The organism is Ralstonia soli (assembly GCF_023955655.1).
Taxonomy (GTDB): domain Bacteria; phylum Pseudomonadota; class Gammaproteobacteria; order Burkholderiales; family Burkholderiaceae; genus Ralstonia; species Ralstonia soli.
The window spans coordinates 16,946-40,426 of the sequence record NZ_JAMXHT010000005.1 but is presented as its reverse complement, the minus strand read 5'-3'; the positions used below and the strand labels follow the sequence as shown (position 1 = coordinate 40,426).

General features: G+C 66.2%; 20 protein-coding genes. 8 read left to right on the top strand and 12 right to left on the bottom strand.

All coding sequences use genetic code 11. The features are described from left to right. Window positions 1-120: 120 nt before the first annotated feature. From prpB to prpF, 4 genes are all read left to right on the top strand, one after another. The gene (gene prpB / locus NG900_RS13370; protein WP_252681030.1) at window positions 121-1,017 is read left to right on the top strand and encodes a methylisocitrate lyase; all 897 of its coding nucleotides are present in this window, start codon (window positions 121-123) and stop codon (window positions 1,015-1,017) included. A 37-nt stretch (window positions 1,018-1,054) separates the two neighbouring features. After that, window positions 1,055-2,224 carry a bifunctional 2-methylcitrate synthase/citrate synthase gene (gene prpC, locus NG900_RS13365; RefSeq protein WP_252681028.1) on the top strand — a complete coding sequence of 390 codons (1,170 nt, stop codon included), beginning with the start codon at window positions 1,055-1,057 and terminating at the stop codon, window positions 2,222-2,224. Between the two features lie 268 nt (window positions 2,225-2,492). Continuing rightward, window positions 2,493-5,090 carry a Fe/S-dependent 2-methylisocitrate dehydratase AcnD gene (gene acnD / locus NG900_RS13360; RefSeq protein ID WP_252681025.1) on the top strand — a complete coding sequence of 866 codons (2,598 nt, stop codon included), beginning with the start codon at window positions 2,493-2,495 and terminating at the stop codon, window positions 5,088-5,090. After that, a complete protein-coding gene (gene prpF, locus NG900_RS13355; protein WP_252681022.1) occupies window positions 5,087-6,271 on the top strand; it encodes a 2-methylaconitate cis-trans isomerase PrpF in 1,185 nt (394 codons plus the stop codon). The genes acnD and prpF overlap by 4 nt, the downstream gene beginning before the upstream one ends. Window positions 6,272-6,356: 85 nt before the next feature. On the opposite strand, the gene NG900_RS13350 is transcribed toward prpF, so the two are convergent. From NG900_RS13350 to NG900_RS13315, 8 genes are all read right to left on the bottom strand, one after another. Then, window positions 6,357-6,665, bottom strand: a complete 309-nt coding sequence (locus NG900_RS13350; protein ID WP_252682124.1) for a putative quinol monooxygenase — start codon at window positions 6,663-6,665, stop codon at window positions 6,357-6,359. Window positions 6,666-6,847: 182 nt separating this feature from the next. Continuing rightward, entirely contained in the window at window positions 6,848-8,026 is a 1,179-nt protein-coding gene (locus NG900_RS13345; RefSeq protein WP_252681020.1) for a collagen-like triple helix repeat-containing protein, read from the bottom strand. 303 nt (window positions 8,027-8,329) lie between these two features. Further along, the gene (locus NG900_RS13340; protein WP_252681018.1) at window positions 8,330-9,892 is read right to left on the bottom strand and encodes a SulP family inorganic anion transporter; all 1,563 of its coding nucleotides are present in this window, start codon (window positions 9,890-9,892) and stop codon (window positions 8,330-8,332) included. A gap of 123 nt (window positions 9,893-10,015) precedes the next feature. Further along, a complete protein-coding gene (locus tag NG900_RS13335) occupies window positions 10,016-10,660 on the bottom strand; it encodes a carbonic anhydrase (protein WP_252681016.1) in 645 nt (214 codons plus the stop codon). A gap of 387 nt (window positions 10,661-11,047) precedes the next feature. Further along, window positions 11,048-13,072, bottom strand: a complete 2,025-nt coding sequence (locus tag NG900_RS13330; RefSeq protein ID WP_252681014.1) for a transglutaminase TgpA family protein — start codon at window positions 13,070-13,072, stop codon at window positions 11,048-11,050. After that, window positions 13,069-14,151, bottom strand: coding sequence for a DUF58 domain-containing protein (locus tag NG900_RS13325; RefSeq protein ID WP_252681012.1), 1,083 nt, complete (start codon window positions 14,149-14,151; stop codon window positions 13,069-13,071). Before NG900_RS13325 ends, NG900_RS13330 begins: the two co-directional genes overlap by 4 nt. 12 nt (window positions 14,152-14,163) lie before the next feature. Then, entirely contained in the window at window positions 14,164-15,120 is a 957-nt protein-coding gene (locus NG900_RS13320; protein WP_252681010.1) for an AAA family ATPase, read from the bottom strand. A 102-nt stretch (window positions 15,121-15,222) separates the two neighbouring features. Continuing rightward, window positions 15,223-15,885, bottom strand: a complete 663-nt coding sequence (locus tag NG900_RS13315; RefSeq protein ID WP_252681008.1) for a TetR/AcrR family transcriptional regulator — start codon at window positions 15,883-15,885, stop codon at window positions 15,223-15,225. A 182-nt stretch (window positions 15,886-16,067) separates the two neighbouring features. Here NG900_RS13315 and NG900_RS13310 point away from each other — a divergent pair, with 182 nt between their 5' ends. Continuing rightward, window positions 16,068-17,366 (top strand): MFS transporter, encoded by a 1,299-nt coding sequence (locus tag NG900_RS13310; protein WP_252681005.1) that lies wholly within the window; start codon window positions 16,068-16,070, stop codon window positions 17,364-17,366. Here the strand turns inward: NG900_RS13310 and modA are convergent, their stop codons facing one another. The 4 genes from modA to NG900_RS13290 form a co-directional block, all read right to left on the bottom strand. After that, window positions 17,367-18,152 carry a molybdate ABC transporter substrate-binding protein gene (modA, locus tag NG900_RS13305; RefSeq protein ID WP_252681003.1) on the bottom strand — a complete coding sequence of 262 codons (786 nt, stop codon included), beginning with the start codon at window positions 18,150-18,152 and terminating at the stop codon, window positions 17,367-17,369. Window positions 18,153-18,262: 110 nt separating this feature from the next. Next, window positions 18,263-19,141, bottom strand: coding sequence for a LysR family transcriptional regulator (locus NG900_RS13300; RefSeq protein ID WP_252681001.1), 879 nt, complete (start codon window positions 19,139-19,141; stop codon window positions 18,263-18,265). Between the two features lie 52 nt (window positions 19,142-19,193). After that, complete coding sequence (locus tag NG900_RS13295) at window positions 19,194-19,628, bottom strand: VOC family protein (protein ID WP_252682122.1); 435 nt, start codon at window positions 19,626-19,628, stop codon at window positions 19,194-19,196. A gap of 251 nt (window positions 19,629-19,879) precedes the next feature. After that, a complete protein-coding gene (locus NG900_RS13290) occupies window positions 19,880-20,458 on the bottom strand; it encodes a GNAT family N-acetyltransferase (protein WP_252680998.1) in 579 nt (192 codons plus the stop codon). A gap of 132 nt (window positions 20,459-20,590) precedes the next feature. Here NG900_RS13290 and NG900_RS13285 point away from each other — a divergent pair, with 132 nt between their 5' ends. The 3 genes from NG900_RS13285 to NG900_RS13275 all read left to right on the top strand — a co-directional run bounded on the left by NG900_RS13285 (window position 20,591) and on the right by NG900_RS13275 (window position 23,455). Next, window positions 20,591-21,133: a winged helix-turn-helix transcriptional regulator gene (locus tag NG900_RS13285; RefSeq protein ID WP_252680996.1), complete on the top strand. Its 543-nt coding sequence runs from the start codon at window positions 20,591-20,593 to the stop codon at window positions 21,131-21,133. 168 nt (window positions 21,134-21,301) lie between these two features. Next, on the top strand, window positions 21,302-22,141 hold the full coding sequence (locus NG900_RS13280) for a GntR family transcriptional regulator (protein ID WP_252682119.1): 840 nt from the start codon (window positions 21,302-21,304) through the stop codon (window positions 22,139-22,141). 99 nt (window positions 22,142-22,240) lie between these two features. Then, the gene (locus NG900_RS13275; RefSeq protein ID WP_252680994.1) at window positions 22,241-23,455 is read left to right on the top strand and encodes an MFS transporter; all 1,215 of its coding nucleotides are present in this window, start codon (window positions 22,241-22,243) and stop codon (window positions 23,453-23,455) included. Window positions 23,456-23,481: the final 26 nt, after the last annotated feature.

Genomic DNA, 23,481 nt, shown 5'->3' with positions numbered 1-23,481 from the left:
CAAATCTGAAATGAGGTGATCCTGGGCGGCAACGTCACTGCTATACAAATCAACGACTTAGACGACGCTGATGGGGTGGCCCGCTTCCTGCTCTAAGAGGCCATTCTTTGTGGAGCACACATGAGCACAACCAAACGACAGCCCACCAGCGCGGGCGCCAAGTTCCGTCAAGCGGTCGCTGAATCGCAACCGCTGCAAGTGGTGGGCGCCATCACCGCCTACGCCGCCAAGATGGCCGAGCAGACCGGCTTCAAGGCCGTGTACCTGTCGGGCGGCGGTGTGGCCGCCAACTCGCTGGGCATTCCGGACCTGGGCATCAGCACGATGGAAGACGTGCTGATCGACGCCCGCCGCATCACCGACGCCGTGCAGGTGCCGCTGTTGGTGGACATCGACACCGGCTGGGGTGGCGCCTTCAACATCGCACGCACCGTCCGCTCGTTCATCAAGGCGGGTGTGGCAGCCGTGCACCTGGAAGACCAGGTCGGCCAGAAGCGCTGCGGCCATCGCCCCGGCAAGGAAGTCGTGCCCGCCGACGAAATGGTCGACCGCGTGAAGGCCGCCGTAGACGCCCGCACCGATGACGACTTCGTCATCATGGCCCGCACCGACGCAGCCGCCGTGGAAGGCATCGACGCCGCCATCGAGCGCGCCGTGGCCTACGTGGAAGCCGGCGCGGACATGATCTTCCCCGAAGCCATGAAGACGCTGGACGACTACCGCCGCTTCAAGGCCGCCGTGAAGGTGCCCATCCTGGCCAACCTGACCGAGTTCGGCAGCACGCCGCTGTTCACCACGGATGAACTGCGCAGCGCCAACGTGGACATCGCCCTGTACTGCTGCGGCGCGTATCGCGCAATGAACGCAGCGGCGCTCAACTTCTACCAGGTGTTGATGCGCGACGGCACGCAGAAGGCGGCCGTAGAAACCATGCAAACCCGCGCAGACCTGTACCAATACCTCGGCTATCACGCGTACGAAGACAAGCTCGACGCCCTGTTCGCCGCCAAGAAATAACGCCCGAGATTCAACGCATCCAAGGAGACACCACACCATGAGCGAAGCAGACAACAGCACCCCGAACGCCGGCGCCTTCAAACCGAAGAAGTCCGTGGCCCTGTCGGGCGTGACGGCAGGCAACACTGCACTGTGTACCGTCGGCCGCACCGGCAACGACCTGCACTATCGCGGCTACGACATCCTCGACCTGGCCGCCGCGTGCGAATTTGAAGAAGTCGCGCATCTGCTGGTGCACGGCAAGCTGCCCAACAAGGCCGAACTGACGGCGTACAAGGCCAAGCTGAAAGCCCTGCGCGGCCTGCCCGCCAACGTGAAGGCCGCACTGGAATGGGTGCCCGCCTCCGCTCACCCGATGGACGTGATGCGCACGGGCGTGTCGGTGCTCGGCACCGTGCTGCCCGAGAAGGACGACCATGCCACCCCCGGCGCGCGCGACATCGCCGACCGCCTGATGGCCTCGCTCGGCTCGATGCTGCTGTACTGGTACCACTACAGCCACAACGGCAAGCGCATCGAAGTCGAAACGGATGACGACTCGATCGGCGGCCACTTCCTGCACCTGCTGCACGGCGTCGAGCCGCCCAAGTCGTGGGTCGACGCGATGCACGTGTCGCTCAACCTGTACGCCGAGCACGAATTCAATGCCTCCACCTTCACCGGCCGTGTGATCGCCGGCACGGGCTCGGACATCTACTCGGCCATCACTGGCGCCATCGGCGCACTGCGCGGCCCGAAGCACGGCGGCGCCAATGAAGTGGCGTTCGAAATCCAGAAGCGCTACGACACGCCCGACGAGGCAGAAGCCGACATCCGCCGCCGCGTGGAAGCCAAGGAAGTCGTGATCGGCTTCGGCCACCCGGTGTACACCGTGTCCGACCCGCGCAACAAGGTCATCAAGGAAGTGGCGAAGAAGCTGTCGAAGGAAGCCAGCAACACCAAGATGTTCGACATTGCCGAGCGCCTGGAAACCGTGATGTGGGACGTCAAGAAGATGTTCCCGAACCTCGACTGGTTCAGCGCCGTGTCGTACCACATGATGGGCGTGCCGACCGCGATGTTCACCCCGCTGTTCGTGATCGCACGTACGTCCGGCTGGGCCGCGCACATCATCGAACAACGCATCGACAACAAGATCATCCGCCCGAGCGCCAACTACACCGGCCCGGAAGACCTGAAATTCGTACCGCTCAGCAAGCGCGCGTAATCCGGCGGACGCCCCGCAGAACGCCAAGCCGTGCGCCCAGACGGTTTGGCCGTTCCTGCCCTTGATGGCGCCTTGAATTTCTGTCAGCGGGCGGAAAAAAGATGGGGAACTGTCTGAGCGAAGCGAGTTTTCCCCATCTCCGCCCGGTGACATAAATTCAAGGGGAAGTCGCCATCTCGGGCGCGCCTTTCTTTGCTTACTTTCTTTGGCAAGACAAAGAAAGTGAGTCGCCCCCGGCAGGGGGAGAAACAAGGGATGTACCCACATCATGAACACAGCACACCGCAAACCCCTCCCCGGCACGTCCCTCGATTACTTCGACGCGCGTGAAGCCGTAGAAGCCATCCAACCGGGCGCCTACGACAAGCTGCCGTACACATCGCGCGTACTCGCCGAAAACCTGGTCCGCCGCTGCAACCCAGCCACGCTCACCGCATCGCTCAAGCAACTCATCGAGCGCAAACGCGATCTGGACTTCCCCTGGTTCCCCGCCCGCGTGGTCTGTCACGACATCCTCGGCCAGACCGCATTGGTGGACCTGGCCGGCCTGCGTGATGCCATCGCTGACCAAGGCGGCGACCCCGCCAAGGTCAACCCGGTCGTGCCCGTGCAGTTGATCGTCGACCACTCGCTGGCCGTGGAATGCGGTGGCTTCGACCCCGACGCCTTCGCCAAGAACCGCGCCATTGAAGACCGCCGCAACGAAGACCGCTTCCACTTCATCGACTGGACCAAGCTCGCGTTCAAGAATGTGGACGTGATCCCGGCGGGCAACGGCATCATGCACCAGATCAACCTGGAGAAAATGTCGCCGGTCATCCAGGCGCACGACGGCGTGGCCTACCCCGACACCTGCGTGGGCACCGATAGCCACACCCCGCACGTCGATGCGCTGGGCGTGATCGCCATCGGCGTGGGCGGCCTGGAAGCCGAAAACGTCATGCTCGGCCGCGCCTCGTGGATGCGCCTGCCGGACATCGTCGGCGTGGAACTGACGGGCCAACGTCAGCCCGGCATCACCGCCACCGACATCGTGCTGGCCCTGACCGAATTCCTGCGCAAGCAAAAGGTGGTGGGGGCGTATCTGGAGTTCTACGGCGAAGGCGCATCGAAGCTCACGCTGGGCGACCGCGCCACCATCTCCAACATGGCCCCGGAGTACGGCGCCACCGCCGCGATGTTCTCCATCGACGACAACACGCTCGACTACCTGCGCCTGACCGGCCGCAGCGACGAGCAAGTCAAACTGGTCGAGACGTATGCCAAGACCGCCGGCCTGTGGTCCGACACGCTCAAGCACGCCGAATACGAACGCGTGCTGCGCTTCGACCTGTCGAGCGTGGTGCGCAACATGGCGGGCCCGTCGAACCCGCACGCCCGCGTGGCCACGACGGACCTCGCCGCCAAGGGCATCGCCGGCAAGTGGGAAGAGACCCCAGGCCAGATGCCGGACGGCGCCGTCATCATCGCCGCCATCACGAGCTGCACGAACACCAGCAACCCGCGCAACGTGATTGCCGCCGCGCTGCTGGCACGCAACGCCAACCGCCTGGGCCTGACGCGCAAGCCGTGGGTGAAGAGCTCGCTGGCGCCTGGGTCGAAGGCAGTCGAGCTGTATCTGGAAGAGGCCGGCCTGAAGGCCGAACTGGAAGAGCTCGGCTTCGGCATCGTCGCGTTTGCCTGCACCACGTGCAACGGCATGAGCGGCGCACTGGACCCGAAGATCCAGCAGGAGATCATCGACCGCGACCTGTACGCCACCGCCGTGCTGTCGGGCAACCGCAACTTTGACGGCCGTATCCACCCGTATGCCAAGCAGGCGTTCCTCGCCTCGCCGCCGCTGGTGGTGGCCTATGCGATTGCCGGCACGGTGCGCTTCGACATCGAGCGCGACAGCTTTGGGACGGACGCCAACGGCAAGCCCATCACGTTGAAAGACCTGTGGCCGACCGATGAGGAGATCGACGCCATCGTGCGTGCCTCTGTCAAGCCGGAGCAGTTCCGCAAGGTCTACATCCCGATGTTCGAGCAGCGCAGCGAGGCTGTTGCCAACGTGAGCCCGCTGTACGACTGGCGCGCGCAGAGCACCTACATCCGCCGCCCGCCGTATTGGGAAGGCGCGCTGGCCGGCGAGCGCACGCTCAAGGGTCTGCGCCCGTTGGCCGTGCTGGGCGACAACATCACGACCGACCACCTCTCGCCATCCAACGCCATCCTGGCGAGCAGCGCCGCGGGCGAATACCTCGCCAAGATGGGCCTGCCGGAAGAGGACTTCAACTCGTACGCCACGCACCGCGGCGACCACCTGACCGCACAGCGCGCGACGTTCGCCAACCCCACGCTCATCAACGAGATGGCCGTGGTGGATGGCGCCGTGAAGAAGGGATCGCTGGCACGCATCGAGCCCGAGGGCAAGGTCACCCGCATGTGGGAAGCGATCGAGACCTACATGGACCGCAAGCAACCCCTGATCGTGATTGCCGGTGCCGACTACGGCCAGGGCAGCTCGCGCGACTGGGCTGCCAAGGGCGTGCGCCTGGCCGGCGTGGAAGCCATCGTGGCCGAAGGCTTCGAGCGCATCCACCGCACGAACCTGATCGGCATGGGCGTGCTGCCGCTGGAGTTCAAGCCGGGCACCACGCGCCTGACCTTGGGCATCGACGGCACCGAAACCTTTGACGTGATCGGCGCGCGCCAACCGCGTGCGGATCTCACGCTGGTGATCCATCGCAAGAACGGCGAGCGCGTGGAAGTGCCTGTCACGTGCCGCCTGGACAGCGATGAGGAAGTCTCGATCTACGAAGCGGGCGGCGTGCTGCAGCGCTTTGCACAGGACTTCCTGGAATCGTCGAAGGAGGCTGCATGACGCATCCGGCCCAAATCAAGGTTCCGGCCACCTACATCCGTGGCGGCACCAGCAAGGGCGTGTTCTTCCGCCTGCAGGATCTGCCGCTTGCCGCGCAGCAGCCGGGCGCTGCCCGTGATGCGCTGCTCATGCGCGTGATCGGCAGCCCCGACCCGTACGGCAAGCAGATCGACGGCATGGGCGGCGCCACGTCGAGCACCAGCAAAACGGTCATCATCAGCAAGAGCACGCGCCCGGATCACGACGTGGATTACCTGTTCGGCCAGGTCTCCATCGACAAGCCGTTTGTGGATTGGTCGGGCAATTGCGGCAATCTCTCCGCAGCGGTCGGTCCGTTCGCCATCAGCAACGGATTGGTCGATGCGAGCCGGGTACCGCAGAACGGCACGGCCATCGTGCGCATCTGGCAGGCCAACATCGGCAAGACCATCATTGCGCACGTGCCCATCACCAACGGCGCGGTGCAGGAAACGGGCGACTTCGAGCTGGACGGCGTGACCTTCCCGGCGGCGGAAGTGCAGCTCGAATTCCTCGACCCCGCCGCAGAAGAAGACGGTGATGGCGGCGGCGCAATGTTCCCCACCGGCAACCTCGTTGACGACCTTGAAGTGCCCGGCGTGGGCACGCTCAAGGCGACGATGATCAACGCCGGCATCCCGACCATCTTCGTGAATGCCGAGGCCATCGGCTACACCGGCACCGAGCTGCAGGACGCCATCAACGGCGACGCGAAGGCGCTGGCGATGTTCGAGACCATCCGCGCGCACGGTGCGCTGCGCATGGGCCTCATCAAGAGCATCGACGAGGCCGCCACGCGGCAGCACACGCCCAAGGTGGCTTTCGTTGCGCCACCGAAGGACTACGTGTCCTCCAGCGGCAAGCCGGTCGGCACGGGCGATGTGGATCTGCTGGTGCGGGCGCTGTCGATGGGCAAGCTGCACCACGCGATGATGGGCACGGCAGCTGTTGCCATCGGCACGGCCGCGGCCATTCCGGGCACGCTGGTCAACCTCGCGGCCGGCGGCGGTGAACGTGGCGCGGTGCGCTTCGGGCATCCGTCCGGCACGCTGCGCGTGGGCGCGGAGGCGAAGCTGGTCGACGGTGAATGGACTGTCACCAAGGCCATCATGAGCCGCAGCGCGCGCGTGTTGATGGAAGGCTGGGTGCGTGTGCCGGGCTGATCGCCGGAGCCAACACACCCTGCAGAAAGCGGAACCGCCGCATCGGGCTTGTGCCCCGGTGCGGCGGTTTTGTCGTTGTTGGCCGTCAGCTTGCGACGGTGTTTTTCATGCCGAGCACGTCGATCGGTGCGATCTCCGGCGGGCTGGCCAGCAACTCCGACGCGTTGGCCATGAGGGCCTGGGCAATCGGGCCATCTAGGTGGGCCTGCCGATCCTGCTCGCTGGCAAAGGCATCGAAAATGCCGAACACGTTGGGCGCAATGCGCAACGCAAACCAGATCGGGGTGGTGCTTTCCTGATTGGCCATCTGCAGGCCGGCCGCGAGAAAGTCGGCCACGGCCTGCTCCTTGCCCGGCTTGGCAACCAGTCGGGCGAACAGCGCATGTGTGATCATCATGGATCTCCGGATACCGCCCAGAAGTTCTGCGCGGACAGACAACCATTACAGCCTGTGCCTCACGGCAGTTCAAGCCAACCATGCCGATGGGTGATGGACGGGTGATGCCGCGCGCGCCAAAGACAAGACAAAGCCGCTCAGCGCGAGGCGTGAGCGGCTTGCTCATGGCAGGTCCGTGGTCAGTGATGCGCGCCACCACCTAGCGCAGCGCCGACCGTGCCCAGTGCACCGCCCACGGCGCCCGTCACGGGTGCGAGCGGGGTGGTCGCGCCCGTGGAAGTGAGCGAGGTACCTACGCTGGTCACGAGCGAGCCAACCGGCGCCGTCACACCGGCAGCCGGCGAACCGCCCGAGGCTGCCCCACCCAGCGAGCCGGTCACTGCACCCAACGGATTGCTGCCGCCCGTCGTGGTACCTCCCAATCCACCCAAGGCACCAGTAATCGGCGCCAGCGGGTTGGCCGATGTCGCGCCGCCCGGCGTGGACGTGGCGCCGCCAAGCGCGGCCACCGTGGCGCCCGTGGCCGTCACCACACCGCCCAGGCCCGAGACAACCGGCGCGTTCGTCGCCGTGAGCGACGTGCCGACGCCTGCTACGCCACCGCCAACGGTCTGCAGCAGATTGGTAGCCGGTGCGCCCAGGCCGGTGGTGTTACCGAGCGTTTGCGTGGCGGTGGTCACCTGTGATGTCAGTGGCACGACAGCAGAACTGAGCTGCTGCGTCACCTGCTCCACTGGCCCCGTCGACAGTGCCGTGCCAAGCGTGCCGCCCGCGTTGGCGACGGCCTGACCCACCTGTTGAACCGTACCGCCCACCGTCGTGGTCACCGGCGAGAGCGGCTGCAGCGGGCCCGTACCCAGGCTGTCGACCAAGCTGCCGGTCGCCGTCACGGTGTTGCCGGCCGCGGTAACCACATTGCCGGTGCTCGACACCGTCGTACCGATCGGGTTCGGGTTGGTGCCGATGCTACCCAGGCCCGATTGCACGCCCGTGCCGAGCACGGACACCGTATTGCCGAGGTTATCAACCACATTGCCCAGCGCAGAGGCGCCCGGCAGATTGCTGCCCCCAACGGTCGTGCCTAGGCTGCTCACCGCATCGCCGGTAGCCGTCAGCACACCGCCGCCTTTGTTGGCGATGTCTCCCGTGGGGGTAGAAGCCGTGGTGGCTGTGCCGCCCGAACCACCTGAGCCACCGGAGCCGTTCGACCCGGACCCGCTGCCGCCGTTATTGGCAGAGCTGCCATCGCTGCCCGTCGTCCCGCTCATGTCGCCCGACCCCGAACTGGCGCAACCGCCCAGCACAAGCAGGCCGGCCAGGGCGGCCGAAATCAGGGTCCCTCGTTGCAATACCTTCATGTCTGTCTCCCGTTTCAAATATGCGCTTGATAATGCGCCCTGCAGCCCCGCTCGTTGTTTTATCGGCACCGCATCCACTTAACTGGATAGCACCTTCAAATTAATTCTATTAACTGAGGCGACCGCGATTGCAAACATTGTCAAACGCCGAAAACCCGTTTCCAATGCTGAATCCACACGATTTTCATATTCAGAATGCCTGGTTTTCCCTAGGCGCAAACGTTGACCAATCGGCATACAAGCGGATTATGTTTGGAGGAATCGCTCTAAATTACCCAAAATAGGTTAAATCTCGGCACCGCGTTATCTGGCGACATGCTGTGTAAATGGCGGGCGCGGCTGCCAAAAACCGGCCGTTTTCTGCGACCCAGCCGCATCAAAATGATGGCGCTCGATGACGATGCCGCGCATCGGCGCCGCGTCGATGAAGCGCTCGACCATGTCGCGCACATCCGCGTCGATGTAGTCGGCCCGGGCGGCGTCGACGATGAGCGTGGCGTGATCGGGCACCTGCGCCAGATAGCGCTTGAGCGGCACCTTGCCCATGAACGACACGTCCTTGCGGAACGACAGCAGGAAGTGGTCGTGATGCCGCGCCATCACGATGGTGCGGCGCAAGTTGGCGCGAAGCGCCAGCACAAGGCTCAACGCAATGCCGATCAGGATGCCAATCAACAGGTCGGTGAGCAGCACGCCCGCGATGGTGGCAATGAAGGGGGCAAAGCGGTCCCAACCCTGGCGCGCCACGGCGGCAAACAGCGACGGCTTGGCCAGCTTGTAGCCGGTAAAGATCAGGATGCTGGCCAGGCACGCCAGCGGGATGCGATTGACGATGGCCGTGAGCGCAAACACGCTCGCCAGCAGCAGCACACCGTGCACGACGGCCGACCAGCGGCTCTGCGCACCGGCATGCACGTTGGCGGAGCTGCGCACAATGACGGACGTGATCGGCAGCCCGCCCAATGCGCCCGCCACCATGTTGCCGATGCCCTGCGCCTTGAGTTCGCGATCGGGCGGCGCGTGGCGCTTCCGGGGGTCGAGCTGCTCGACGGCTTCGAGGCTCAGCAGGGTTTCCAGACTGGCAACAATGGCCAGCGCCACCGCCACACGCCAGACATCCGGATTGCCGAGCGCTGTCAGCGCGGGCGATTCCAGCGCATCCAGCAACGCCCCGAACGATGCCAGCGCGGGCAGGCTGACGCGGTGCTCCACCGGCGGCGCCATGCCGGGCGCGACCGCGTCGAGCAACATCGTCATGCCAATCCCAAGTGCAACCACCACCAGCGGCGAAGGTAGCGCGCGCACCAGCGCAAAGCGCCGCAGCATCGGCGTATCCCAGCCGATCAGCACGACCGCCGAGAGCAACGTCACCAGCATCGCCGTCACAGAGAACACACCGAACGGTGTCGCCAACATGCCGGGGCCGCCCGAACCTTGCCCTTCAGTCAGTCCAAGCGCCAATGGCATCTGCTTGATGATCAGCAGCAGCCCGATTGCCGCCAGCATGCCCTTGATGACCGACGATGGCACATACGCCGCAAAGCGCCCGGCCCGCAGCATGCCGAACACAAACTGGAGCGCGCCGGCCAGCGCCACCGCCACGAGGAAGGCCGAGAAGCCGCCCAGCTTGGCGATGCCATCCACCACAATCACGACGAGGCCGGCGGCCGGGCCGCTCACGCTCAGTTGCGAGCCGCTGAACAGCGCCACCACCAAGCCGCCGATCATGCCGGAGAGCAGCCCCGCGAGCGGGTCGACACCCGACGCATTGGCAATACCCAGGCACAACGGCAGGGCAACGAAGAAGACGATGACCCCGGCGAGCATGTCGCGCGGGAAGAAAGCCGGTTGGGTTGGTGTCTGCATGGTTGTTTTGTCTTGTATGAACTGCGCACGCGCGAACGCCTACCTGCAAGCGGGGCGCCGCCGGCATGCGTGAAGAGAGAAGCATCAGGGAAAGCGGTGGCCGAGCAAGCCACCGCCGGGTGGTCAGGCGATGGCCTCGGCGGGCATCAGGATGTCGCCGCGGGCTGGGTGCGTGGGCTGCGCATCGCCAGAAGCCAGTACGCGGATGTGCCCGTCGGCCAGGCCGAAGATCCAGCCGTGCACGCGCGGTGCTGGATCAGCGTCACGCACGATGGGGTTCTCGCGCAGACAACGCACCTGTTCGAGCACGTTGAGTTCGGCCAGGCGGTTCACACGCTGGTCAAAATCCGCCACGGCATCGAGCTCTGCGCGATGGCGGCCTGCCAGCGCACACAGCGGCGCAATGCGGCGCGCCACGTGCGGCAGCCCATCGGGCGGCGGCAACAGCGAGGCGCGCACGCCACCGCAGCCGTCGTGCCCACACACGATCACGTGCGCGACCTTGACCACGCGCACGGCGTATTCCAGCACGCTCATCGTGTTGTCATCTGCCGGGCAGACGAGGTTGGCGATATTGCGGTGGACGAACAAATCTCCGGGATTGGAATGGGTGATGGTTTCAGCCGGCACACGGCTGTCTGCGCAGCCGATCCATAACACCTGGGGTTGCTGGCCTTGTGCCAGACGCGGAAAGAATCCGGGGTCGCGCGCGGCGGTCTCGTGCGCCCACACGACATTCTCGACAAGCATGCGTTTCGGTCGATGCATTGGGATGGCTCCTGCGGAATCTACGAGAGCACTGCAGGCTGCTAACCCGGTTGGGGCGGGCGTCTTCAGCAACGTTGCAGCGCAGCGGAAACGCTACGAAAACCATCGTATGAGAAAGGTTCCCGCTGTGCCAGCGAGGCGCTCAACCGCAGGTCGATTCGCAAATGCACCGCCGACGTGCATCCCCCTGCGTAACTGTGTCGCATCGGTTTTCCGCAATCGGGAAACTGCGTGCAGTTATTGCACGGTGCATGGAATGCATCTCGGACAGGGACGCCGTGGATCGGAAAATTTTCCATCACAGGTGAATGAACACCGTGCGCGAAACACCGCGTGCGCGCCCGCATTTGGGGCACATTTTCTAAGCCGATCAACAGCTTCGCAGCGCTAGCCCAGCCGCACCTGCGCGAGCGCATGACGCCATTGCGCGAACCGCCGGTCACGCGCCTGCGCATCGCCATCATCACGCCCATAGCGCAGCGCGACGTAGCCCGCCGCGGCTTGGCGCAGGGCCTGCGCCGCATGCGGAAACTGCACGGCGGCACGCTCCGCGTACGCCATCGGGCCTTCCGCCGGGCCACGCGCGCAGCCATGCCGCGCCAGCCGATCGCACAGGCGCTGCCACTGCGCCTGCACCGGGTCGGGCTTCGGTTTGCGCTGCTGCCACAACAACGGCAACGCCGCGAGCAGGAACAGGGCCGACACGCCCCACAGCACGGCGCGCGGGTCGGCAGCATCCAGGCCCAGCCACGCGAACAGGCGCGCCTGGCGGGTGCGATCGTAGCCGAGCACCCAGCGGTTCCAGCCGCTGACCAGGCCATCCAGCCCCCAGCGCACGCTGCGCAGCCAGTGGGGCTCTTCCATGCGGCGCGAGCGGAACTCGCTGGCGGGCACGGCAGCGGAGAGCCCACGTTCGACACGCTGCGGGGCAACGGCGGCGGTCGGGTCCACACGCACCCAGCCGCGCCCGTCAAGCCACACCTCGGCCCATGCATGTGCATCGGACTGGCGCACGATGATGTCGCCGCTCACCGCATTCACCTCGCCGCCGAGATAGCCCACCACCACGCGCGCCGGCACGTCCGCCGCGCGCATCAGGAAGACGAAACTGCTCGCGTAGTGTTCGCAGAAGCCGCGGCGCGTGCGGAAGAGGAAGTCGTCGATCTGCTGATCCCGCAGCGGCTCGGGTTCGAGCGTGTAGGCAAACGGTGCGCTGCCGAACAGCCTGAGCGCGGCCGATACGCGCCCCGTCGGCGGCAGGTCTGCCCACTGCTCGGCCAGCGCACGTGCCTGCGGGTTGCCCGGCGGCAGTGCCAGTGCGAGCTGCTGGGTGCGCGCATCGAGCGCCTGAGCGCCGTCCACGCGATTGCGCGCGGGCAGTTGTGACCTCGCGTGATAGCGCACGCGCTGGTCCAGCAGCGGTGTGCTGATGAATTCGCCATCGATGCTGCGGCCGATGCCGTCGCGCGCGTCGATCGAGAGGCCGCGATCCAGTGCAAACAGCCAGCGTTGGCGTGTCGGCTCGAGCGTGATGTTGTAGTCGAACACGCCCGATGCGTCGCTTGCAGCGCTCGCAGAATTGGGTACGCTCTCGTGTGCGGGACGCTGCCGTGTCGACGCAGCCGTCCATGCCTGGCCATCGAAATGCCACAGCACCATACCGCGCCAATAAAGCGTGTCGAGCGGCGGTGGTGCACCGGCAAAGTCGGCGCGGAAAGCAAGGTCATCCGACAGGATCAACTGACCGACAGAGCCCGGCGCCATGCGGTCAGACAGGCCGCTGACAGCGGCATCAGCGGTTTGCGGCAGGCGCCACAGCGGATGGTCGAGCCGCGGAAACAGCAGGAACAGCACCGCCGCACACGGCAAACCCATCACAACCAGACGCGCCAGCACACGCACTGGCAACACGCGCGTGCGCGCCTGCGGATGCAGCAGCAACAGCCAGTTACGCAGCAGCAGCGCCACGGTGGCCAGCATGGTGGCGGCCAGCCACGGCGGCTGGTCGAACAGCACCTGCGAGAGCAACAGAAAGCAGCACAGCTGCGTGACGAGAATGCCGCTGCGCACCGTGTTCGATTCCATCAGCTTCAGCACGAGGAACGCACCGAGCAGCGCCACCGACAGGTCTCGGCCGACATTGCCGCCGGTGCGCATGGCCAGCGCCAGCGTGACGAGCAGCGTGGCCACGCCAATCAAGCCCAGCACCCACTTGCCCGGCAACGGCGCGCGCCGCACCCACAGCAGCGTGCGCCAGAGCAGCAGCACGCCGAATACGGCACAGGTCACCAGCGGCAGCGCACGCAGCAGCGGTGCAAGCACCACGGCAAGCTGCGCGATCAGCCAGCCGTGCTCGCGGTGCGTGAGTGCGCGGGCGGAGCCGAACAGGGCGGTTTCGCTGGCGGCGTTCACGCGGCATCCCCAGGCATCGCGGGCTTGCCCCACAACGCCAAAGCACGCAGGCAAGCATCTCGATGCGCCGGCCCGCGCGCGGGTCCGATCGAAACGCCCGGCAGGCTCAGCGTGTATTCGGGCTCCTCACCGGCGGGGGCATGCTCCGCGGCCAGTACCCAGGCACACAGCCGCGACAGGCGTTGCTCCACGTTCATCGCCGGCGGCAATGCATCCCACGCGAGCACGCATTGGGCGTGACGCGGCGGCTGGCCGGTGCGGCTCATCCAGGTGCCCGCCCGCGCGCTGTGCTTCCACGCGATGCTGCGCAGCGGGTCGCCCGGGCGGTAGATGCGCAGTTGGTCGGCGGCTTCTTCGATGGGGGTGCGGGCAGCGCGCGCGTCGTCTTCCCTATCGTTCTCCTTGGGGTCGGGTGTGAAGCTGGCGGGCAGCGGCGGCGCCGAGGGCTCGGGCGCAGGGTAGACCAACAGCGTGAGCGGCGCATCGGCATAGCTCCACGCGCGGAACAGCCCAAGCGGAAAACGCGTCGACACCGTCAGGCGCGGCAGCCGGAACCAGCCGCGCGGCTGATCGCCGAAGGCGAGTGCGGCCACGATGGCGTCTTGCGCGTCGAGCGAGGTCTCCACCGCAGCGGCATCTCGCGCGCTCACATCCACGCCCACGCGCGCCCACGGCGTGACGTTGGCCAGCGCCACGCTCACATTCAGCGCATGGCCGGCAAACACCGCATCGCCGGCGGCGCCGCGCACTTCCAGATCGACCAGGTTGCGATGCGTCTGCCACATGGCCGAGACCACCACGCCAGCCAGTACAAAGGTCAGCAGAAAACCCAGGCTCACGTTGTAGTTCAGCGACGTCAGCAGCATCACCGCGAGCAACAGCGCAAACCCGGCGCCGGACGCAGTGGGCAGGATGTAGACGTGATGACGGTCCAGGCGGATGCGGCCGTCGCGCGGCGTGCGCGGCCGTTGCAGAAAGCGCTGCACGCGCGCACGCACAAAACGCACGCCGGGCAGCATCGCCAAAGCCGCGCCGAGGCTCCGCAACGGCGCAAACAGCAGAGCAGTGACCCGCGCCATGGCGCCGTGCGCTTACGGGATGGCGACCGTATCGAGCAGCCGCTGCGCCAGCGCGGTAGCCGACAGCGCGCCACCGGCAGACAGCAGCCGGTGCGCCGCCACGGCCTTGAACACCGCCTGCACGTCTTCGGGCAGCACGGCATCGCGCGCGTCGATCAGCGCCCACGCGCGCGCCGCAGCCAGCAGCGCGAGCCCGGCCCGCGGCGACAGGCCCATCTGCACCTGCGCATCGGTGCGCGTGGCGTTCACCAGCGCGAGCACATAGTCGACCAGCACGGGCGCCACATGCACGGCATCGGCGGCGGCCTGCAGTGCAACGACCTGCGCGGCGGTCAGCACGGGCTCGACGTCCTGCGGCGCACCGCCACCGAGGTACAGCGCGCGCTCGGAGCTTTGATCGGGGTAGCCCAGCGACAGCCGCATCGTGAAGCGATCCAACTGCGATTCCGGCAGCGGATGCGTGCCGATCTGGTTCAGCGGGTTCTGCGTGGCGATCACGAAGAACGGCTCGGGCAGCGGGTAGGTCGCGCCATCGTGCGTCACCTGTCCCTCGGCCATCGCTTCAAGCAGCGCACTCTGCGCCTTGGGCGTGGCGCGGTTGATCTCATCGGCCAGCACCACCTGCGCGAACAGCGGGCCGGGGTGAAACTCAAACGCGCCCTTCTCTTTCACGTAGATCGACACGCCGATCAAGTCGGTCGGGAGCAGGTCGCTGGTGAACTGCACACGCTGGTATTGCAGCCCGAGCGTACGGGCCAGCGCGTGCGCGAGCGTGGTCTTGCCCACGCCGGGCAAGTCTTCGAGCAGCAGATGCCCGCGCGCGAGCAGGCACGCCAGCGCCAGGCGAATCTGCAGCGGCTTGCCGAGCACGATGCGCTCGAGCGCACGCTGCGCCTGCGACAGCGCTGCCGGCAGCGGCTGCGCCGGTGTCGTGCGGATGGAAGACAGCGGAGCGGGATTGGGCGTCATCGTGGCGGGTGAAGCCGAAGCAACAATGTCAGCGAGTGTAGCGACATCGCACAACACCCGCCCGCCCATGTTTGCCCGCGTGAGCGCGCTACAACATCAACATCAAGCCGATTTGCGCGCGGGGATGGCCGCATCGAGCAACACGCGTGCCGTGCGCGGCAGGCTCTTGATGAGGCGCGGCGCATCGGTGCCAAAGGTCTGGCTGGCGGTATAGGCGCCCTCGATGAGGAAGGCCAGGTCATCGGCCAGCGCATCGGGATCGGTGGCGCCGGCGGCTTCAGCGCGGTCACGCAAGCGCGCGAGCAACGTCGCTTTGTTGCGCTGGACGAACTGCCGAGCCGAATGCGACAGGTCCGGAAACTCGGCCGCCACATTCACGAACGGGCAACCCCGATACCCGGGCTGCGATGCCCGCCCCGACACGTCGATGAAGAACTGCAGCAGCTGCGCGCGCGCATCGTCCGGGTGCTTGGCCATGCTGGCGTTGAAGTAGCCCCAGAAGTTCTCTTCACTGCGCGCGAGGTAAGCGAGGATGAGATCGTCCTTCGACTTGAACTGGCGGTACAGGCTCATCTTGTTGACGCCCGCCTTCTCCACCACCGCCTCGACGCCAACGGCTCGCACGCCTTCGTAGTAAAACAGTTGACGAGCCGCTTCGAGCAGGCTGGCGTGCGCATCCTCACCGCTGATGCGGCGGGGCGTGGGCTTCGGTTGATCAACGGTGGGGGAAGCGGTACGGGGGCGGCGAGGGCTAGGGGTGGCCATGGTGGTGCTCCTGCAAGCGCCGCCGGAGGACCAAACCCTGATCTCCCTAGCGGTGCCGGTGACATTCGATTGCTGCTTGACATGTTACCGAGCGGTACCTACTATCGCAACCACGTTGTTACCGACCGGTAACGAACGCGATATTGTCGCCTCAACAAGAATCGAAAGAATCGGACACCCCCATGCAGCGCCTTGCCCGCCTCATCGCCCCACGTTTTCACTACAGCTGGCTTGCGCTGGCGGTGGTGTTCCTGATCCTGCTGTGCGCGGCCGGCACGCGCGCCACGCCCAGCGTGATGATGCTGCCGCTCGAGCACGAATTCGGCTGGAGCCGCAGCACGATCTCGCTGGCCATCTCGATCGGCATTGCGCTGTACGGGCTGACCGGCCCGTTTGCGGCGGCATCGATGCAGTATTTCGGCATCCGCCCGACGGTGTTGGGTGCGCTGGCGGTGCTGGTGTCGGGCACGGCGCTCTCAGCGATGATGCACGAGCCGTGGCAGATGGTGATGCTGTGGGGCGTGATGGTGGGCGGTGGCACGGGTGTCGCTGCCATCACCCTGGGCGCGACGGTGGTCAACCGCTGGTTCACCTCGCACCGCGGGCTGGCAATGGGCATCCTGACGGCCAGTTCGGCCACGGGGCAGCTCGTCTTCCTGCCGATGATGGCGGCAGTGGTGGAGCACTACGGCTGGCGCCCGGTGGTGCTGATCGTGGCCGGCGCGCTGGCGCTGCTGCTGCCCATCGTGTGGCTGCTGCTGCCGGAATCCCCCAAGAGCGTGGGCCTGCGCACCTATGGCGAACCCGCCGATGCGCCGGAAGTGGCTCAAGGCCCGCGCGCCAACCCGATCACCCTGGCCATCCAGACGCTCATGCAGGCTTGCGCCAAGCGTGATTTCTGGCTGCTGTTCGCCAGCTTCTTTATCTGTGGTGCGAGCACCAACGGCTACATCGGCACGCACTTTATCGCCATGTGCGCAGACCACGGTTTCTCCGAGGTGAAAGGCGCGAGCCTGCTGGCGGCCATGGGCATCTTTGATCTGGTGGGGACGACGCTCTCAGGCTGGCTGTCCGACCGCTACAACAGCCGCGTGCTGCTGTTCTGGTACTACGGCCTGCGTGGGCTGTCGCTGATCTACCTGCCGTATGCGTTCGGTTTCGAGTTCTTCGGCCTGCCGGTGTTTGCGATCTTCTACGGGCTGGACTGGATCGCTACCGTGCCACCCACCGTGCGCCTGACCAACGACGTGTTCGGCAAGGCGGCAGCGCCCATCGTGTTCGGCTGGATCGTGGCCGGGCACCAGTTGGGCGCGGCGTTTGCCACGCTGGGTGCGGGCATGATGCGCGCGTCGCTGGGCAATTACACGCTGGCTTCGATGATCTCGGGCGGGCTGTGCATCGCGGGGGCCTTCCTGGTGCTGCGCATTCACCGCACGCCCAAGCAGGATGTCGAGCGGGCGGGGCAACCGGCTACGGCGTAATCAAGGCTTCAGGAAACCGTATTTGGCCAGCAGCGCCTGGCCCGCCGGCGACAGCACAAACGCCACGAAGTCGGCCGCCTGCTGCGGCTGCTTCGTGCCCGACGTCACGGCGATCGGGTAGGTGAGCGGCACATTCAGCGGCACGGGGCCCGCCACCTTCACCTTGTCGGCGGCAATGGCAGCATCGGTGGAGAACACCAGCCCGGCTTCGACCTCGCCGCGCGACACATAGTCCAGCGCCTGGCGCACGTTCTGCGCCAGCACCGCCTTGGCTTGCACCGGCTCCCACAGTTTGGCCGCTTCCAGCGCACGCTTGGCATAGCGGCCCACCGGCACCGACGCGGGGTTGCCGATCGCCACGTGCTTCACGGCAGGCTTGGTCAGATCATTCAGCGCATGCACGGGTACCGCACCCGTGGCCGGCACGATCAGCACCAGCTGATTGGCGACGAAATCATGGCGCGTCTCGGTCTTGATGACCTGCTCGGCCACCGCCTTGTTCATCGCTTCCTGGTCCGCGGAAGCAAACACATCCGCCGGGGCACCGCGCGCGATCTGCTGCATCAGCACGTCCGACGCGCCAAAGTTGAGCACGACCTTGGTGTCCGGATGCAGAACCTCATACTGCTGCGCGATCGTCTTGAAGGCGTTGGTGAGGCTGGCGGCAGCCGAGACGACCAAGTCCGCCGCGTGTACCGGTGCTGCCACGCCCAGCGACAGCGCAGCCACCAGACCGATGGCGCGCACCCGCGCCTGAAACGCGAAACCTTGCGAGAAACGTTGCATGTGAGGCCCAGAGAAGTCGTGGAAAGATCGCTCGTAATATACGAGTCGATATAACGCTGGGTCAACGCACAGCCCCGGAATGCCGGATATCACGCATCGGTCATGGGGTTTCAGGGGCGCTCGGCGCGCGCGGCCTCGTCGATGCAATCGGCCAGGCGGCCTGCAATGGGCTGCCGGCTATGGCGCGGGCGCTCGATCAGGCCGATCTCGCGGGTGAAGGTATCGTCGCCCAGGCTGATGGCGCGCACGCCGGGCAGCCAGGCGCCTTGCGCGGCAGTTTGCGGGGCGAGCGCCACGCCCTGCCCGCGCGCCACGAGCTGCGTCATGCCCTGCAGCTCGTCGAGTTCAATCACATCGTGGGTGGTGATGTGCTGGTCGCGCAGGAACTGGTCGACACGGCGCCCACCGAACGAGCGGCGGTCGTAGCGGATGAACGGCTGATGCGCGAGCAGCGTGCGCCAGTCATCGCCGGGCAGGCTGGCGGGCACAAGCAGCACGAAGGGCTCGGCCACGAGCGTGCGCCATTCCAGATCGGCCGGCACCGCAAACGGCGGACGGATCAGCACGGCCAGGTCGATCTCGCCGGCATCCACCAGGCCGAGCAGGTCCAGCGACACGCCGGGCAACACGCGCGCGCGGCAATGCGGGAATTCGGCGCGAAACTGCACCAGCGCATCCACCAGGAACGACGTCTGCACCGAGGCAATCGCACCCACGCGCACGAGGCCGCGCTGCTCGTTGCCGCCGGCCTGGTCGCCCAGGCGGTCGTACAGCGTGACGATATGTTCGGCCAGCGCCAGTGCGTCGCGCCCGGCCGCGTTGAGCGTGGCCGACCGGCCCGTGCGGTCGAACAGTTGAAAGCCGAGCGACTCTTCCAGCCGCTGGATCTGCGCGCTCACCGCCGATTGCGTGAGGCCGATGCGCTCGCCTGCGCCCGCAAAGGTGCCGTGCCGGGCGACGGCGATGAAGGTCTTGAGTTCTCGGAGCATGGGGCGCGCGGATCAGGGCAGAACCGCAAGGATACGCGCGCGCCACGCGGTCTTACTTGGCAAACAGCATCGCCATATTGGCAAACGCCTTCATCTCCATCGCGTTGCCCGACGGGTCGAGGAAGAACATCGTGGCCTGCTCGCCCACCTCGCCCTTGAAGCGGATGTGCGGCTCGATGATGAATTCGATACCGGCGGCACGCAGCTTGTCGGCGGCGTCCTGCCATTCGGACATGGAGAGCACCACGCCAAAGTGGCGCACCGGCACCTGATGGCCGTCGACGGCGCTGGTCTGGTGATGGCCGACTTCTTCCGGCGCGAGGTGGGCCACGATCTGGTGGCCGTAGAAGTTGAAGTCCACCCAGTCCGGCGAACTGCGGCCCTCGGGGCAGCCGAGCACGTCGCCATAGAAAGCGCGCGCAGCGGCGATGTCGTGCACGGGAAAAGCAAGGTGGAACGGGGCAAGCACAGGCCGGACGTCGCTCATGTCGGTCATGGTGTGGGGCAGAGGAGAGATGGAATCAGGCGGCACCAGCACGCGGCGGGGGGGCCGCCCTCGCACCAGGCCACATGGACGAGTCTAAGTGCATCCATTCATTCACAAAAGCGGTGTTTTTTTGAACTGAGCAACACTAATTTCGATGAATCCGGCAAAAAAGAAGCCGCACAGCGGCGGCGAAAGAGACACACGGTGAGCGCCCCTGCAGCGGTGCAGGCGCAAAAAAGGAGCGACGGATATCAGGCGAAAACGAACGGCGTCATGGCCGCCTCGGCGTTGGCCAGCGGCAGGCGCACGGTGCAGACGGTCGCGTCACCCGGCACGTTGGCGATGCGAAAACCCGCATCGCGCGCCAGGGCGATCATGCGGCGATTGATGGAAAGCACCTCGCCGAAGACCTCGCGGGCGCCGGACACGCGCGCTGCCCGCACCAGCGTGGCGAACAGGCGCCGACCCACGCCCTTGCCCTGCCACGCATCGGCCACGAGCATGGCGAATTCGGCCACGCCGTCTTCCATGACGAAGCGGCCGTCGGCGATCAGTTCCTCGCCCGTGCCGTCAGGCCGCGCCACGCTGACGACCAGCGCCATGTGGTTCACGTAATCGACTTGCGTGTAGGCGGCGAGCATATCGTCGGTCAACCGGCCGCCGCCCACCAGGAAGCGCGCATAACGGGATTCGGACGACAACCCCTCGACCAGGGCGGCCTCCAGCGGGGCGTCTTGCGGCAGAATCGGGCGCACGGTGGCGATGGAGCCGTCGTGCATGGTCCAGCGGTCGATCCATTCAGCGGGATAGCGGTGGATGGTGTACAGCATGGGGGTTCTCCTCACGCAATGGATCTTCGTTGTTGAGCGCCAGCCGGGATCACCGCCTGACTTCTTAATTTGAATCCAGATTAGCAGAACCCCTGACTTTTGCAAATAAAGTTAGTGGACTATGCTTTCGTCATGAAGACTCCCGACACCCTTCCCACTCCGCCCGCTTCCGACTTGGTGACGTCGATGGAAGAGCCGTGCTCGATCGCTGCGGCGGTGTCGATCGTGGGCGAAAAATGGACGCTGCTGGTGCTGCGCGAGGCGTTTTCGGGCGTGACGCGGTTCGACGAGTTTTTGCGCCGCACGGGGTGCTCGTCGGCGATCCTGTCGTCGCGGCTCAAGGCGCTGGTGGCGTACGGCATCTTGCGCCGCGTGCCCTATCAGGAACCCGGCGACCGCGTGCGCGATGCCTATCGGCTCACGCGGGCCGGCGTCGACCTGCTGCCCGCCATCGTCGCGCTGATGCAGTGGGGCGACCGCTACCTCACGCCCGACGGCGAAGGCCCGATGCTGCTGCGCGACCGCGAAAGCGGCACGCCGATCCACGTGGCGCTGGTCAATGCGCTGGGAGAACCGGTGGCGCCCAAGAACTCGATGCGCGAGCCTAATCCGCGTTATGGACGGGGGCAGAATCCGCCCCCCGCAGGCGCCGATACCCCTTCGATCAGCGGGTAACACATAACTTTACAGGTTAATCAAAACCCCCTATCGTCGCGAATGAAGGGGCAAACGGCGGCGTTCAGCCGCCCTTCCAACGCATCCTGCCCCACGCGGCCATCGTTGCGGGCCGCCCTCCCGATCTCGACCTCGACCTCGCTGCTCACGTCCGGAACCACGACCGCCATGCCTGATGCCGTGGTACCGCTCTACCACCAGATCTACGTCGTCCTGCGCCAGCAGATTCTCGAAGGCCGGTTCGGGGATGGCCCCATGCCGGGCGAAATCGAACTCGCCCGCCAGTTCGGGGCGTCGCGCGTCACGATGCGGCGCGTGTTCGACTACCTCGTCAAGGAAGGCCTGGTGCGCCGCCATCGCGGCATGGGCACCTTCGTGGTCAAACCCGACGATCCGGTGGCAATGGGCGGCGGCGCCCAGACACTGCTCCAGAACATCATCGACGTGGGCGAGCGCACCTCCGCCGTCGTCGTCGAATTTGAAGACGTGCTGGCCCCGCCCGACGAGGCCAAGTGCCTGGAGATCGCTCCCGGCACGCCGATCAAGAAACTCGTGCGCGTGCGCCACCTGGAAGACACACCCATGGCGCTCATCACCACGTGGCTGCCGCTGGACGTGACCAGCAAGCTCACGCTCGACCGCCTGACGAACCAGTCGCTGCTGCGGCTGATCGAGGCCTCGGGGGTGCGGATCGATCGGGCGTCGCAGGTGGTGTCGGCGCGGCTGGCGGATGTGGCGGCTGCGCAGTACCTGGATGTGGCCGTGGGTGCGCCGTTGCTGTCGGTGCAGCGCATCGTGCGTGAAATGAGCGGCCGCCCGGTGCAACTGCTGCAGGGCCTGTACCGGCCCGACCGCTACGAATACCGCATGGAGCTCTCGCGCGTGGGCGAAGATCGCGCCCGCCTGTGGATCGACAACGCCGGGCACGATGTGCAGGGCGGCCACAGTGAAGACGTGGAAGAAGCGCCGTCGCCCGCTCCCGCAGCCCGCACCGGCCAACACATCTGACACCACCCCTGGCAAGGTTATTCGCCGTCTGCAGGCCGCAGGGAATGTTGTTAGCATCGCCGCTTCGCTGCGTCGCAGCAATTCCTCCCTGAGGTTTCCATGTCGACCTCGCCTGCCTCGTCTTCCACACCCGCCACACAAGCGCCCCCCGTGCAGGACACGCGGGGGCTGATCCGCCTGCTCACTGCCGGCGCCGGTATCAGCGTGGCGTGCATCTACCTGAATCACCCGTTGCTCGGCCTCATCAGCCGCGACCTGAACATCGCGCCGCATGCACTGGGCCTGCTGCCGACGCTCACGGCGGCGGGCTACGCCAGCGGCATCTTTTTCTTCGGCCCGCTGGGCGACCGCTACGACCGCCGCCTCGTCATCCTGTGGAAGGCGGTGCTGCTCACGCTCGCGCTCATCGGCAGTTGCCTCGCGCCCAATCTGCCGCTGCTGGCGGCAGCGGGCTTTGCGATCGGGTTATCCGCCACCATCGCGCAGGACTTCGTGCCCAGCGCTGCCGCCATCAGCACGGACCACAACCGCAATCGCAACATCGGCACGGTCATGACGGGATTGTTGATCGGCATCGTCGGCTCGCGGGTGTTCAGCGGCATCGTGGCGGATCACTTTGGCTGGCGCGCGGCGTTTGGCGTGTCGGCGGTTGGCATTGTCGGGCTGGCGATTGCCGTGCGCGCCGCCCACTTTGGCGCGGCACCGCTCACGCGACAGCCGTACCTGACGCTGCTGCGCTCGCTGGGCACGCTGTTCGCGCAGCATCCAAGGCTGCGGGCGTCGGCCATCACGCAGGCGTTCATCGGCATCGCGTTCTCGGGCTTCTGGTCGACGGTGGCGCTGCACCTGACAGGGTCCCTCGGGCTGTCGACGGGGCAAGCCGGTCTGTTGGGGCTGGCCGGCGCGGCGGGCGCACTGGGCGCGAGCATTGCAGGGCGATTGTCGGGCCGCGTAGCGCCGGGCCATGTCGCAGCGGGCGGCGCACTGTTGATGGCGGTGACGTTTGCCGCGATGGCGCTGTTCCCCCACTCGCTCGTGGCCATCGTCATCGGCACGCTCGTCTTTGATGTGGGCGTGCAGGCTGCACTGGTGTCGCACCAGACCATCATCTATGCCTTGGCGCCGGAAGCACGCAGCCGCATCAACGCCGTGTTCATGACGACGTTGTTCATCGGCATGTCGGTGGGTGCGTATGGCGCGAGCCTGGCATGGAATGCGGCACGCTGGAACGGGCTGATGGCGTTCTGCACGGCGGCTGCGCTGGTGGCGCTGATGTTGAGGCTGACGTTCAACGCCCGACAAGGCGCGCGTTGAGCTGGGCACACCGCGCCAGCAAGGCG